Annotated in this window: 14 protein-coding genes; 11 read left to right on the top strand and 3 right to left on the bottom strand. The window is 73.1% G+C overall.

Annotated features, from left to right (window positions below):
* Positions 1-65 precede the first annotated feature (65 nt).
* Entirely contained in the window at positions 66-563 is a 498-nt protein-coding gene (locus AB0H75_RS16700) for a hypothetical protein (RefSeq protein ID WP_367796847.1), read from the top strand.
* Between the two features lie 209 nt (positions 564-772).
* On the opposite strand, the gene AB0H75_RS16695 is transcribed toward AB0H75_RS16700, so the two are convergent.
* Entirely contained in the window at positions 773-1,735 is a 963-nt protein-coding gene (locus tag AB0H75_RS16695) for a helix-turn-helix transcriptional regulator (protein ID WP_367796845.1), read from the bottom strand.
* A 61-nt stretch (positions 1,736-1,796) separates the two neighbouring features.
* Between AB0H75_RS16695 and AB0H75_RS16690 the strand changes: the two genes are divergently transcribed.
* The 3 genes from AB0H75_RS16690 to AB0H75_RS16680 all read left to right on the top strand — a co-directional run bounded on the left by AB0H75_RS16690 (position 1,797) and on the right by AB0H75_RS16680 (position 3,233).
* Entirely contained in the window at positions 1,797-2,384 is a 588-nt protein-coding gene (locus tag AB0H75_RS16690) for a DinB family protein (RefSeq protein ID WP_367796843.1), read from the top strand.
* A 1-nt stretch (position 2,385) separates the two neighbouring features.
* Positions 2,386-2,823 carry a VOC family protein gene (locus AB0H75_RS16685; protein ID WP_367796841.1) on the top strand — a complete coding sequence of 146 codons (438 nt, stop codon included), beginning with the start codon at positions 2,386-2,388 and terminating at the stop codon, positions 2,821-2,823.
* A gap of 77 nt (positions 2,824-2,900) precedes the next feature.
* Positions 2,901-3,233, top strand: a complete 333-nt coding sequence (locus AB0H75_RS16680; protein WP_367796839.1) for a DUF4326 domain-containing protein — start codon at positions 2,901-2,903, stop codon at positions 3,231-3,233.
* Between the two features lie 105 nt (positions 3,234-3,338).
* Here AB0H75_RS16680 and AB0H75_RS16675 read toward each other — a convergent pair whose 3' ends face one another.
* Complete coding sequence (locus tag AB0H75_RS16675) at positions 3,339-4,235, bottom strand: LLM class flavin-dependent oxidoreductase (protein WP_367796837.1); 897 nt, start codon at positions 4,233-4,235, stop codon at positions 3,339-3,341.
* 122 nt (positions 4,236-4,357) lie between these two features.
* On the opposite strand from AB0H75_RS16675, the gene AB0H75_RS16670 reads away from it, so the two are divergent.
* Positions 4,358-4,888, top strand: coding sequence for a DUF305 domain-containing protein (locus AB0H75_RS16670; protein ID WP_367796835.1), 531 nt, complete (start codon positions 4,358-4,360; stop codon positions 4,886-4,888).
* A gap of 67 nt (positions 4,889-4,955) precedes the next feature.
* On the opposite strand, the gene AB0H75_RS16665 is transcribed toward AB0H75_RS16670, so the two are convergent.
* Complete coding sequence (locus AB0H75_RS16665) at positions 4,956-6,050, bottom strand: alpha/beta hydrolase (RefSeq protein ID WP_367796833.1); 1,095 nt, start codon at positions 6,048-6,050, stop codon at positions 4,956-4,958.
* Positions 6,051-6,109: 59 nt separating this feature from the next.
* On the opposite strand from AB0H75_RS16665, the gene AB0H75_RS16660 reads away from it, so the two are divergent.
* From AB0H75_RS16660 to AB0H75_RS16635, 6 genes are read left to right on the top strand one after another with little or no spacing between them, the layout of a single operon-like run.
* On the top strand, positions 6,110-6,823 hold the full coding sequence (locus AB0H75_RS16660) for a FadR/GntR family transcriptional regulator (protein ID WP_367796831.1): 714 nt from the start codon (positions 6,110-6,112) through the stop codon (positions 6,821-6,823).
* A 28-nt stretch (positions 6,824-6,851) separates the two neighbouring features.
* On the top strand, positions 6,852-8,099 hold the full coding sequence (locus AB0H75_RS16655; protein ID WP_367796829.1) for an ABC transporter substrate-binding protein: 1,248 nt from the start codon (positions 6,852-6,854) through the stop codon (positions 8,097-8,099).
* Positions 8,100-8,140: 41 nt separating this feature from the next.
* Entirely contained in the window at positions 8,141-8,941 is an 801-nt protein-coding gene (locus tag AB0H75_RS16650) for a carbohydrate ABC transporter permease (protein ID WP_367796827.1), read from the top strand.
* Positions 8,938-9,750: a carbohydrate ABC transporter permease gene (locus tag AB0H75_RS16645; protein ID WP_367796825.1), complete on the top strand. Its 813-nt coding sequence runs from the start codon at positions 8,938-8,940 to the stop codon at positions 9,748-9,750. Before AB0H75_RS16650 ends, AB0H75_RS16645 begins: the two co-directional genes overlap by 4 nt.
* Positions 9,747-12,698, top strand: a complete 2,952-nt coding sequence (locus AB0H75_RS16640) for a hypothetical protein (RefSeq protein ID WP_367796823.1) — start codon at positions 9,747-9,749, stop codon at positions 12,696-12,698. The genes AB0H75_RS16645 and AB0H75_RS16640 overlap by 4 nt, the downstream gene beginning before the upstream one ends.
* Positions 12,695-13,921 carry an enolase C-terminal domain-like protein gene (locus tag AB0H75_RS16635; protein WP_367796821.1) on the top strand — a complete coding sequence of 409 codons (1,227 nt, stop codon included), beginning with the start codon at positions 12,695-12,697 and terminating at the stop codon, positions 13,919-13,921. Before AB0H75_RS16640 ends, AB0H75_RS16635 begins: the two co-directional genes overlap by 4 nt.
* The last annotated feature ends 6 nt before the right edge of the window (positions 13,922-13,927 follow it).

The raw sequence follows: 13,927 nt of genomic DNA, 5'->3' as shown, positions 1-13,927 counted from the left end.
TGCGCCTCTGATCATTCCTTTGTGGGAGGAACGTCATGTCCCGGTGGCGCCATCTTCGATGGTGGATGGCCGCGTTCGTGGTCAGTTTGCTGAGTTTCCTGGCTTTGTGGTTGCCGGGGCTCATCGAGGGTGACGGGGCGGTGGGGTGTGCGGGTTACGCCCCTCTTCCGGCGGGCCTGGCGAAGCTGTGGGCCGTCCTGGAAGAGGGGTGGCTGGAGCTCAGGCGGCAGTACCTGTCCACGTACTGGCAGTATCTGGTCCTGAACGGGGTGCCCATGGTGAGTGTTCTGCTGTCCGGGCTGGTCGCCGCCTGGTCGAGGCGGTGGCTCGGGACGGTCGTGGGGCTGCTCGCGGCCCTGAGCGTGGCGGCGGTCGCGCTGCACTGGGCGTTCACGGCGTTCTCGTACCTGCTGTTGCTCAACTGCGGGGGGTGGGAGGGAGGGCTCCCGTGGCTGGCGTGGCAGTCGCTCCTGGTGGCCGGTTTCGGTGGTGCGGTCGTGTTGTTGGTGGGTGGGGTTCGGGCTCGTGCGGCGGCGTTGGCGAGGACGGAGAGGCGACTCTGATGATTCGTCTTTGAACGGAGGCCGGAGGTCGTCCTGTCGGGCGCTGCCGCCGCCCTGTTCGCCCCAGCCGGTCCAGGGGAACCGGGCGGGTAGAGCTGGAGGTCGCGCCGCGGCTCCAGGTTGCTCGGTAGCCGCGTACGACGGTCTCCTTTCTGTTCGCCGAGGGGAGGCGTGACCAGGGCATTGACCGGGCATTCGGCCGAGAGGGCTCAGCTGTTGTTCGCCAGTGAGGTGAGGTCGCGGGCGAGCTGGAGAGCGGTGGCGCGGAGCTCCGGGGGGTCCAGGATCACCGCCTCGAAGCCCAGACGGACCACGTGGAGCGCGAGCCAGGCCAGGTCCACCCCGCCGACGACCAGGACGCACCAGCCGGGGTCGGGGTCGTCCTCGACCCGGCCGACCTGGGGCGGCACCAGCGCGCGGACGCGGTCGGGCGTGGCGTGGAGGCGGACCCTGGCGAGGTGGCGGTACGGCGCCTCGGCGACGGAGTGCTGCACGTAGGTGGCCGGGTCGGGGTGCTCGCGCGGGCGGAAGCGCCAGGTCGTCGCGGTCACCTCGCGCATCCGGTCCAGGCGGAAGGTGCGCCAGTCGTCGCGGTCGACGTCCCAGGCCATGAGGTACCAGCGGCGGCCGGTGGCGACCATGCGGACCGGCTCGGCGGTGCGCTCGTGCTCGGCGCCGTCGCGGGCCGGGTAGCGGAAGCGCACCCGTACGGCGTCGCGGCAGGCCCGGGCGAGGGTCACCAGCAGCTCCGGGTCGATCTGGACGCCGGGGCCGACCAGGGTCTCGGTGGCGCCGTGCACCGCTCGTACCTCGGCGCGCAGGCGGGGCGGCATCACCTGGTCGAGCTTGGCCAGCGCGCGCAGCGCCGCCTCGCCCGAGCCGGCGACGGTGCCCCCCGACGCCATGCGCAGGGACACCGCCGTCGCGATCGCCTCCTCGTCGTCCAGGAGCAGCGGGGGCAGGCGGGTGCCCGCGCCGAGCTGGTAGCCGCCGCCGACGCCTGCCGTGGCGTGCACGGGGTAGCCGAGGGCGCGCAGGCGCTCGACGTCGCGGCGTACCGAGCGGTCGGTGACCTGCAGTTCGGCGGCCAGCTCGGCGGCGGTCCAGGACGGGCGGCGCTGCAGCAGCGCCAGCAGCCGCAACACCCGCTCGGTTGTTCCCTCGGCACTCATGCGCCCATCGTCACACGCATCACGGACCGATCCTGTCCGGTATTGGCGGAAGGATGACGCCATGACCGAACAGATCCGCTGGAACGGCCTGCTCCAGGAGCAGATCTCCTGGCACTGGACCAACCAGCTACGCGAACGCCTCGACGGGCTGACCGACGACGAGTACTTCTGGGAGCCGGCGCCCGGCTGCTGGAACGTGCGCCCGCGCGGCACCGGCACGGCGCCGGTGCAGGGAGGGTCCGGCGCGATGACGATCGACTTCGCCTGGCCGATGCCGGAGCCGCCGCCGTTCACGACCATCGCGTGGCGGCTCGGGCACGTGATCGTCGGCGTGCTCGCGATGCGGAACGCGACGCACTTCGGCCGCGCGGCCACCGGCTACGAGTCGTTCGAGTACGCCGCGACGGCCGGTGAGGCGCTGGCCCAGCTCGACGAGGAGTACGCCAGGTGGCTGGCCGGCGTGGAGTCCCTCGGTGAGAGCGGGCTCGCCCGCCCGTGCGGGGAGGCGGAGGGGCCGTACGCCGAGTACCCTCTGGCGGCGCTGGTGCTGCACATCAACCGTGAACTGATCCACCATCTGGCCGAGGTGTGCCTGCTGCGCGACCTCTACCTGCACACCCGGCGACCGGCACGACAGGAGGCGAGCTGACATGGCCCGCGACGTCCAGATCACTTTCGACTGCGCCGACCCGGCCAAGCTGGCGGCGTTCTGGGCCGAGGCGCTCGGCTACCGGCTGCAGGACCCGCCCGCGGGGTTCGCGTCGTGGGAGCAGGCGCTGGAGGCGATGGGCGTGCCGCCCGAGCGGCACAACGACGCCTCGGCGCTGATCGATCCCGAGGGGGCCGGGCCGCGGCTGTTCTTCCAGCGGGTGCCGGAGGGCAAGCAGGTCAAGAACCGGGTGCACCTCGACGTGCGGGCCGCTCCCGGGCTGGCGGGAGAGGAGCGGATGGCGGCGCTGGAGGCGGAGGCCGAGCGGCTGGCCGCCTACGGCGCGACCCGGCTGCAGCGGTACGAGCCCGCGCCGCCCCTCGACGCCGGTCACATCATCATGGCCGACCCGGAGGGCAACGAGTTCTGCCTCGACTGACCGCTGACGGCCTGCGGCGGCGGCGGCGCCGTCCGTGCGGGCTCGGGCATCCTGGTGGGGAGGGGATGGTGGTCGTCATGGCGAGCCGGGTGAAGGTCGAGGGGGACCGGTATCACGGGCGGGTCCCGGCGGGGGCCGTGTACGTGGGAAGGGCCGCGCCGGGGCTGAAGGCCAGCCCGTACGCCAGCCCGCACAGCGTCGGGGGACGGGGCTGCCGGGCCTGCGGCGGCCGCGTGCACGAGCGGAGCGAGGTGATCCGGCTCTACCGGGTGCACCTGCGGGAGCACCCGGAGCTGGTCGAGCGGGCCAGGCGGGAGCTGGCGGGGCGGGATCTGGCGTGCTGGTGCTCGCCGGAGCAGGAGTGCCACGGCGACGTGCTGGTCGCGGTGGCCGCCGGCCAGGAGCCCTGAAGCGAGCGGCCCGGGGCCCGGGGTGAGCGGGCCGGCGGTCCGGGGTGAGCGGGCCGGTGGTCCGAGCCAGTGGGCCGGGAGACCGTCCCGGCCTGGGCGGGGGTGTCAGGTGGTGTTCAGCAGGGTTCGGGTCTCGGCCAGGAGGTCCACCTGCTTGCGCCAGTCGCCGCCCGAAACGCCGATCACCGCGTGGGCGGCGCCGGCCGCCCGGTACGCCGCCAGCCGCTCCGCCACCTCCTCCGGCGAGCCGGTGAGCGGGATGTCCAGGACCTCGGCCGGCGGCCGGGAGTAGGCGGCGGCGAGGCCGGCGGCCAGCTCGGCGCGGGTCGGCACGCCGGGTCCCAGGGCGGCGGCGCAGCCGATCGCGATGGTGGAGGCGGAGCGGCCGTGCTCGGCGGCCAGGGAGCCGAGCCGCGCGCGGCCCTCGGCCACCTGCTCGGGCCCGATCAGGGACGGGAACCAGCCGTCGCCCAGGCGGGCGGTCCGGCGGATGGCGACCGGCGAGGCGTTTCCCACCCATACCGGCGGCATCGGCACGGCCGGCGCCAGCTCCACGGCCGTGCCGCCGGGGAGCTCGGCCGGCTCGCCGGACAGCAGGCGGGGGAGGAGGGCGAGGGCGGTGTCGGTACGGGGACCGCGCTCGGCGTACGGGACGCCGGCGGCGGCCCACTGCGCAGGACCGCCGCCCGAGCCCACGCCGAGGACGAGGCGGTCGCCGGAGACGTACTGGAGGGTCGCGATCTGCTTGGCGGCCCAGACGAGGGGGCGCAGGGCGGGGACGAGGACGCTGGCGCCGATCCGGACGCGGGTGGTGGCGGCCGCCGCGGTGGCGAGGGCTATGGGGGCGTCGAGGGTGGGGGCGCCGATGGCCAGGTGGTCGCCGTGCCAGACGGAGTCCAGCCCGGCGTCCTCGGCGTGGCGGGCGGCGGCGGCGAGGCCGAGGCCGTCGCGGCGCTGGACGGCGATGCCCGGCAGGATGACGCCGATCTCGAATGCGGTCATGGGAACACGGTGCAAGGTCAAGTGCGGTTGAGGTCAAGCCGGGTCAGGGGCGGGCGGGCCCTTGCGCGGGCCGGGGAAATGGTCAATTCTTTAAGAAAGTTTCCTAATAGAGGAGGCCGTGGGTGCGCGCCGTCCTTGGGCTGCTTCTCCTGGTGCTGGCCGCCGGCTGCGGCGCGCGGGGCGCGGAGCCGCCGCCGCTGAACGCCGAGGACGTGATGTTCGTCCAGATGATGGTGCAGCACCACCGCCAGGGCATCGAGATCGCCAGGCTCGGCGCCGAGCGCGCCACCACCCCCGAGGTCAGGACCCTCGCCGCCGCCATCGAGACGACCCAGCAGGACGAGGTCGAGATGATGTTGCGGTGGCTGCACGACTGGGAGCAGCCGTTGCAGGCGGGCGAGGGCGCCCACGATCACCACGGCGGCATGCCGGAGACCGACGCCAGGCGCATCCGGGCGCTGCGCGGGTCCGGGCACTTCGAGCGCGACCTGCTCGCCCTGCTGATCGAGCACCAGGGCGACGCCGCCCGGATGGCCGGGAACGAGGTCGCGAGCGGCGCCAACCCGCAGGTCAAGGCGTGGGCCGGGCAGGTGGAGCGCTCCCGCGAGGGCCAGGTCGGCATGATGAAGGAGCTGGCCAGGGCGGCTTCGTGAGGAGGGAGCCGGCCAGGGCGGCCTCGCGGGGGAGCCGGTCAGGGCGGCCTCGTGAGGGAGGAGCCGGTCAGGGCAGTTTCGTGAGGAAGCCGCGCAGCGCCTGCTCGTAGCGGGCCGGGTCCACGTTCCAGGAGCCGACGTGGCCGCCTCCGTGCGTCCGGACGAGGGTCACCAGATCAGGACGGAGCTGGGCGAAGCGCAGGGCGGGGGCGATCGGGACGCTGGTGTCGGCGTCGTCCACGAAGATCAGGGTCGGCTGCTTGAAGGCGTTCGCGTGGCGGACGTGGTCCACGTCGTCCAGGGAGACGCCGGTGCGGCGCTCGACGAAGAGCTTGCCCAGCGAGGTCAGCCAGCCGGGCACTCCCTGCTGCCGGGCGCCGAGGTCGATGGGGGCGTTCCAGTCCAGGACCGGGCTGTCGAGGATCATGGCCTTGACGGGCGCGCCGGGCGAACGGCGGACGGTCATGGGGACGATGCCGCCGCCCATCGAGAAGCCGTACAGGACCACGCCGGTGGCGCCCCGGCCGCGCGCGTAGGAGATCGCCGCCGCGACGTCCTGCCACTCCGACGCGCCGAGGTGGAACAGGCCGTCCGGGGAGGCCGGGGCACCCTCGTCGTTGCGGTAGCCGATGGCCAGCACCGGCAGGCCGAGGGAGTGCAGGAGGGGGAGGTAGCGCAGGGTCTCGGCGGGGTTGGCGTTGCGGCCGTGTACGGCGATCACCCAGGTCCTCGACGTGCCGGGCACCAGCCAGGCGGGGTAGCCGCCCACGGGGACCGCCGAGTACGCCAGCCCGACGGCCGAGCGCGGATCCTCGTGGCCCCAGATCCAGCGGTCGAAGTAGGCCCGGACGCCGGCCGCGAGCCGGCCGCGCCGGACCCGGGTCACCTCGCGGGTGACCGTGCCGGCGGCGGTGGAGAGCACCCTGCCGAGCGTGGCGTTGCCGTCGCGCCAGGTCAGGCCGTAGCGGCCGGGGGCGGCGAGGTCGGGGCCGCCGCCGCTCAGGGTGACGCGGGAGCCGTCGAACGCGGTCACCGTCAGCGGGTACGACCCGCCGTGCGACGGCTCGACGACCATGCCCGAGTAGTACCAGCCCGCGCCGCCCACCCCGGCCACGGCCAGGACCAGGACGACCGCGGCGATCCACACCAGCACACGTCTCATGTCGCGAAAACTACTCTCCTCATGGACGCCGGCGACGAGAAGTGATTAGATCACCTGATATGTCCGAGGTTACGCGGCCCACGTTGTCCGACGCTCTGACCGAGCGCATGCTGGAGCTCATCCGCACGGGCGGGCACCGGCCGGGCGACCGGCTGCCCTCGACCAGAGAGCTGTCCCAGCGCTTCGCCGTCACCACCCCGACGTTGCGCGAGGCGCTGCGCAGGCTGGAGGCCACCGGCGCGATCGAGCTGCGCCACGGCTCCGGCATCTACGTCGGCGCCGACATCGAGCGCCTGGTCCTGCCCAACCCCAACATGCGCGAGCTCCGCTCCGCCCGGCTGCTGGAGCTGCTCGACGCGCGCATCGTCATCGAGCCGCCGCTGGCCGCCCTGGCCGCCGAGCGGGCCGGCGCCGAGGAACTGGCCGCGCTCCGGCGGGAGCTGGACGAGGCCGGCCGGCACCTGCGCGGCGAGGACGCCGAGCTGCACGACGCCAACATGGCCTTCCACCGGGCCACCGCGCGCACCGCGGGCAACGGCGTCCTGCACGAGGTCGTCGACTCGCTGCTCACCATCCACGGCCCGGAGCAGCGCGAGATCCTGCAGATCTTCGACGACCGGCGCCGCGACTACGACGAGCACCTGGCGATCCTGGAGGCCATCGAGGCGCGTGACGCGGCGCAGGCCGAGGCGCGCATGCGGGCCCACCTGGCCGACGTGAAGACGGTCGTCGAGCGTCGGCTCCCCTCTCCTGCGAGAGCGACCCCCCGGTAGAGACACCAAGAACCAAGGAGGCCGGCCCATGCACCGGTCACGTGTGGCCACGCTGGGCGTGGCGGCGCTCGTCCTCGCCGCGTGCGGCGGCAACGGCACCGCCACGCAGAAGAAGACCGAGCTGACCCTGTACAACGACAAGGGCGCCTGGACGAAGTTCTTCGACGAGATGGGCGCCCTGTCCAAGCAGCGCATCGGCCTGGGCATGAAGCCGACGGGATACACGGACTCGGCGCAGTACCAGGCCTTCATCAAGGCGTCGTTCCGGACGAACGTCAAGCCCGACCTGTTCACCTGGCAGACCGGGGGCATGCTGGCGGAGATCGTCCAGCAGAAGCAGGTGGCCGACACCACGGCCCTCTGGCAGGAGGCGATCAAGGCGGGCGACCTGTCGCCGGACCTCGCGCCCTACTACACGGTCGGCGGCAAGCAGTACTGCGTGCCGATGAACGTCGCCTACTGGGGGATGTTCTACAACAAGAAGCTCTTCGACCAGCACCACCTCACCCCGCCGCGGACCTGGGACGAGCTGGTCGGGATCGCCGACACGCTCAAGCGGAGCGGGGTCAAGGCGTTCTACCACACCAGCGTGCTGTTCTCGTTCGTCTGGTTCGAGCAGCTCATGGCCGGCACCGACCCCGACCTGTACGACCGCCTGGCCACCGGCAAGGCCAAGTACACCGACCCGGGCGTGGTCCAGGTCATGGAGCGGTGGAAGTCGATGATCGACGCCGGCTACTTCGTCAACCCGGGTGACAAGACCGACCCGGCCGACGTGCTGAAGAACGGCAAGGCCGCCATGGTGTCGTTCGGCACCTGGTTCAACACCAGCATGACCCAGCGGAGCATGAAGGCCGGCACCGACTACGGCTTCTTCGTCATCCCCAACGTCAACGCCGCCCTGCCCAAGACGTCGATGATCTTCGAGAGCGGGCCGCTCTGCGCGCCGGCCAGGGCCGCCGACCCCGAAGCCAGTACGAAGTACCTCAAGTGGTGGACCACCGCCGAGGCCCAGGAGAAGTGGGCCACCAGCCGCGGCGACGTGAGCGCCAACCCCAAGGTCGCCATCCAGGACGAGGCGCTCGGCGCGGTCACCAAGGACGCGGGCAGCGGCGCCTACCGGCTGGTCAACCGCTACTTCGAGGCGACCCCGCCGCCCGTGCTGACGGCCGCGCTGGACGGGTTCGGCAGGTTCGTCACCGAGCCCGGCTCCTACAAGGAGGTCCTGGCCACCATCCAGAAGGAGGCCGACAAGTACTGGAGCACCCACCAGTGAGCCCCCGCCGGCCGGTGCTGGGGAGGTTCAGGCACGGGTACGTGGCACCCGCGGCCCTCCTGGTCGCGGTGCTGCTCTACGCGCCGTTCGTGTGGACCGCCTACCTCAGCCTCACCCGCTACGACGGGCTGGAGCCGCCGGCCTGGATCGGCCTGGCCAACTTCGGCGAGCTGCTCGGCGACCCGGCCCTGCTCACCTCGGTACGCAACACGCTGATCTGGGTGGCCGGCACGATGGTGCTGCCGGTCGGGCTCGGCCTGCTGGTGGCGGTCCTGTCGTACGACCTGAGGGGCGGCGCCTGGTACCGGGTGCCGTTCATGTTGCCGTACGCGCTGAGCGGCGCGGGCCTGGCCATGGTGTGGAGCCCGGTCCTGTCCCACGGCGGCATCGCGAACCTGCTGCTCGGCGTGGACACCGCGTTCCTCCAGGAGGCGCCGCAGAACACCCTCGCCATGCTGCTGGTGTGGACCTGGCAGCAGCTCGGCGTGAACACGCTGCTGTTCGTCGTGGGCCTGCAGTCCATCCCGAAGGAGCCGATCGAGGCGGCCCGGCTGGACGGGGCGTCGGGATGGCGGCTGTTCCGGCACGTGATCTGGCCGCTCATGCGCCCGCTGACGGCGGTCGTGGTGGGGCTCGCGCTGGTGGCGAGCCTGAAGACGTTCGACATCGTGTGGGTGCTGACGCAGGGCGGGCCGGGACGCAACTCCGAGACGCTGGCGGTGACGATGTACAAGGAGACGTTCGTGGCCGGCGAGTACGGCTACGGCTCGGCCGTGGCGGTGCTGCTCACCGTCGTGACGGGCCTGGCGTCCTACCTCTACCTCAGGAGGCAGGTGCGATGATCCGCAGGGCCGTGCTCGTCGTGCTCGGGCTCATCTGGCTCGGGCCCACCTACCTGCTGCTGGTCAACGCCGCGCGGCCGGCCGAGTCGTACGACCCGGCGCGGGCGTGGGCGCCCTCCGGCGACTTCGCGCTGCTGGACAACGTGGCCCGCGCCGTCGAGGGCGCGAACCTGGGCGGCAGCCTGGCCAGCACCGCGCTCTACGCGGTCGTCTCCCCGCTGCTGGGCGTGCTCATCGGGGCGCTGGCCGGGTACACGATCGTGGTGCTGCGGCTGCGGCACGGCTTCTGGTGGTTCCTGCTGATCTTCGGCGGGACCGTGTTCCCTTCCCAGATGTTGCTGGTGCCGCTGTTCGTCGGCTACAGCGACGCCGGCCTGTACGACACCCGCCTCGGCCTCGTCCTCGTCTACACCGCGATCAACGTGCCGCTGGGCGCGTTCGTGCTGCGGAACTTCTACCAGGGCGTGGCGTTCTCGATCTTCGAGGCCGCCCGCATGGACGGCGCGTCCACCTGGCGCGTCTTCTGGCGCGTCTACCTGCCGATGTCGGCCAGCGCGCTGACCGCCGTGTTCATCCTGGAGTTCACCTTCATCTGGAACGACCTCGTCTTCGGCCTGACCCTCAGCCAGACCGCGGACGTGCGCCCGGTCATGACCGCCATCGCCGGCCTCATGACCGACGTCTACGCCGGCACCCCGGTGCCGGTCGGCCTCGCGGCGGGGCTGGTGGTCTCGCTGCCGACGGTCGTGTTGTTCCTCGCCACCCAGCGCCTCTTCGCCCGAGGCCTTTCCCTAGGGAGTGTGCAATGACCAGCCGGTTGCTCCAGCGCAGCTTGGGGAGCCCCGACTACGACGGGATCAGGCGGGCGCTGCGGGAGGACACCTCGACGCCGGTGATCAGCGTGCGCGGGCTGGAGGTGCGGGTGGCGGTGGTGCCGCTGTTCACCCACGACGGCCGCCAGGCGGTCCGGGTGTCGAGCACCGAGCCGCTGACGCACGTGCTGGTGGGCGTGGACAGCGCGTCCGGCACGGACGTGACGCTGCTGGTGCCCGAGGTGGACGCGCCGCGCGTGCTGACGCTGGAGTGCCGCGACGAGGCGGGGGTGGTGGGCACCGCCCGGGTCACGGTGACGCCGCAGCGCAAGTGGCACGTGTTCGTCGTGCACCACTCGCACCTGGACATCGGCTACACCGACCCGCAGGGCACCGTGCTGCGCCACCACCTCGACTACCTCGACGCGGCGGTGCGGCTGGCGGAGGAGAGCGCGTCCTGGCCGGACGACGCCAGGTTCCGGTGGACGGTCGAGTCGTCGTGGCCCGCGCAGAAGTGGCTGGCCGCGCGGCCGGCGCCGGCGGTGGAGACCTTCCGGCGGCTGGCCAGGGAGGGCGTGATCGAGGTGACCGCGCTGCCGTTCCAGCTCCACACCGAGGCGTGCTCGACCGAGGAGCTGCACCGCCAGCTCCGCTTCGCCCGCACCTGCGGCCTGCCGGTGCGCTCGGCCATGCACACCGACGTGCCGGGCGCGGTCGTCGGGCTGGTGGACGCGCTCAGCGCGGCCGGCGTGCGCTACCTGGCCGCGGCGCACAACTGGGCCGGGCGGTCGGTGCCCTACCTGCACGGCGGCGACGAGCTGACCCGGCCGTTCCGCTGGCGGGCGCCGAGCGGGAACGAGGTCCTGGTGTGGTTCACCGACACGCCGCACGGGATGGCGTACATGGAGGGCAACACGGTCGGGCTGACCGACTCCTACGAGCTGGCCGACGACCTGCTGCCGCGCTACCTGGCGGCCCTGGCCACGCGCGGTTACCCGTACGGGCCGGGCACGTTCGGCTGGCAGGGGCCGGACGCGCCGCGGGAGCCGTACGGGCTGGACGTGCTGCACCTGCGGGTGCAGGGCGCGCACGCCGACAACGCGGGCCCGTCGCTGGTGCCCGCCTCGGTCGCCCGCCGCTGGAACGAGCGGTGGGCCTGGCCGCGGCTGCGCTCGGCGGTCAACAGCGACTTCTTCGCGCACGTCGAGGAGCACCACCTCGACCGGCTGGCGGTGCACGAGGGCGACTGGACCGACTGGTGGGCCGACGGGCTCGGCTCGGGCGCGCGCCCGCTCGGCTACGTCCGCCGCGCCCAGTCGGCGCTGCGCGCGGCCGAGACGCTGCACACGCTGGCCGGCGTGGACGTCACCGCGCAGGTGGACGCGGCCTACGACGGGGTCGCCCTGTTCAACGAGCACACCTGGGGGGCGGCCAACCCGTGGGAGGACGCCGAGGAGGCCGGTGACTCCGGCGGCCTGCAGTGGACGCGCAAGTCCTCCGGCGCCTACCAGGCCCAGGACGACGCGGCCGACCTGCTGCACGCGGGCGCGCGCCGGTTCGCGGCGGCCCTGTCGCCGGAGGGGGACAGGCCGGAGGGGGACAGCGCGGAGGGGGCCAGGCCGGAGGGGGACAGGCCGGCGTTCGCGGTCTTCAACCCGTCCACGCGGGCGCGGACCGACGTCGTGCGGATGTTCCTGCCGCGTGACGTGGTGGCCGTGGACGCGCCGATCGCGCTGGTGGACGCCAGGACCGGGGAGAGCGTGCCGCACCACGAGGAGTTCGTGGACCCCGACGACTGGCCGACCCGGCCGATCGGCCGGCACCTCCACGCGGTGGTCCGGGACGTGCCGGGCTTCGGGCACGTGCGCCTGGACGTTGTTTCCCGTGAAACCGCGGCGGCCGAGCCGGTCGAGCCGCGCGACGGCACGGTGATCGAGAACGAGTTCTACCGGGTCGCCTACGACCCGCGCGCGGGCTGCATCGGCTCGGTCTTCGACAAGCGGGCCGGCCGCGAGCTGGTCAACGCCGAGGCCGCGGCCGGCTTCGGCCAGTACGTCTACGACCGGTACGCGACGGCCCCGCACGTCAACCACCTGTCCGGCCACGTGGGCGCGCACGACCGCACGCTGCTCGGCGACCGGGACATCGGGCGGCACGCGGTGGTCACCGAGTGCCGGCGCACGGCGGTCGGCGAGCGGCTGGTCGTCGAGCTGCGCGGCAAGGGCGTCGACTGGATCCGCACCACGATCGAGCTGCACGACGGCGTGCCCCGCCTGGACCTCACCTACCAGCTCGCCAAGCAGGGCACGCCGGCCAAGGAGGCGGTGTTCCTGGCCTTCCCGTTCGCCGCGGGGCCGCCCACGGCCTGGGAGCTGACCGGCGGCGTCGGCGGGCCGGACGTGCCGCGGGTGCCGGGCTCGGCCGCGTACATGCTGCCCGTCCGGCACTGGATCGCCTTCGAGGACCCCGAGCTGACCGTCGCCTGGGCCACGCTGGAGGCGCCGTTGGTGCAGCTCGGCACCATCCACATGCCGTACGCGCCGTTCCCGCCCACGCTCGACCATGAGGACGGCACCGTCTACTCGTGGGCGCTCAACAACATCTGGGACACCAACTTCCCCGCCCAGCAGCAGGGCGAGACCACGTTCCGGTACGCGGTGACCTCCGAGGCGGGGGCCGGGGGGCGCCGGCTGGGCGCGGCGGCGGCGGCCGGGCTCACCGAGCCGTTCACCGGCGCGCTGGTCACCGGCGGGGCCCCGGCCGCCGTCACCTACGCCTCGGTGGACCATCCGGACGTGCTCATCACCTCGATCGGGCAGGACGGCGTCAGGCTCCAGTCGCTGGCGGCCGAGCCGGTCGAGGCGACGCTCACGCGGGGGGACGACACGTTCAAGGTCCGGCTGCCCGCCTGCGGGTTCGCCGTCGTCGGGGGGACACGCCCGTGAGGATCGTCGATGTCCGGGCCACCACGGTGGCCGTGCCGCTGGAGGCGCCGCTGCGGCACAGCAACGGCGCGCACTGGGGGCGCTTCGTCCGCACGCTGGTCGAGGTCGAGGCCGACAACGGGCTCGTCGGCCTGGGCGAGATGGGCGGTGGCGGGGAGAGCGCGGAGGCCGCCTTCCGCGCGCTGCTGCCGTACCTGCGCGGTCACGACCCCTTCCAGCTCGAAGCCCTGCGCTTCAAGATCGCCAACCCGACGGCGTCGCTCTACAACAACCGCACCCAGCTCCTCGCCGCCGTCGAGTTCGCCTGCCTCGACCTCGTCGGCCAGCACCTCGGGGTGGCGGTGTGCGACCTGCTCGGCGGGCGCGTCAGGGACGCGGTGCCGTTCGCGTCGTACCTGTTCTTCCGCTACGCGGACGACGCGGGCGCCGGCGAGGTCCGCACCCCCGGCCAGCTCGTCGAGCACGCGGCTCGGCTCAGGGATGCCCACGGCTTCACCGTCCACAAGCTCAAGGGCGGCGTCTTCCCGCCCGACTACGAGCTGGAGTGCTACCGGGCGCTGGCCGAGGCGTTCCCCGGCGACCGGCTCAGGTACGACCCGAACGCGGTGCTGTCGGTGGCCGAGGGCCTGCGCTTCGGCAAGGCCATCGAGGGGCTGAACAACGACTACCTGGAGGACCCGGTCTGGGGGCTGGAGGGGCTGCGGGCGGTGCGCGAGCGGGTCCGGGTGCCGCTGGCGACCAACACCGTGGTGGTCAACTTCGAGCAGCTCGCCTCCAACGTGCTGCGCAGGGCCGCCGACGTGGTGCTGCTGGACACCACGTTCTGGGGCGGCATCCGGCCGTGCGTGAAGGCGGCGGGGGTGTGCGAGACGTTCCAGCTCGGGGTGGCCGTGCACTCCTCGGGGGAGCTGGGCGTCCAGCTCGCGACCATGCTGCACCTCGGCGCGGTGCTGCCCAACCTCACCTACGCCGCCGACGCCCACTACCACCAGCTCCGCGACGACGTGATCGAGGGCGGCAAGCTGGCCTACTCGGGCGGGGCCATCGCGGTGCCGCAGGGGCCGGGGCTCGGGGTGCGGCTGGACCGGGAGCAGGTGGCGCGCTACGCCGAGCTGTACCGGGAGGTCGGCGGCTACCCGTACGACCGGGACCCGGGGCGGCCCGGCTGGTACGCCACCGTCCCGAACGAGCGTTTCGCCGACCCGGAGGCGACCGCCCCATAATGGGGC

It is taken from the genome of Nonomuraea sp. NPDC050783 (genome assembly GCF_040802095.1).
In the GTDB taxonomy this organism is placed as follows: Bacteria; Actinomycetota; Actinomycetes; order Streptosporangiales; family Streptosporangiaceae; genus Nonomuraea.
The sequence above is the reverse complement of the archived record's forward strand: the minus strand, read 5'-3'. Positions and strand labels throughout refer to the sequence as shown.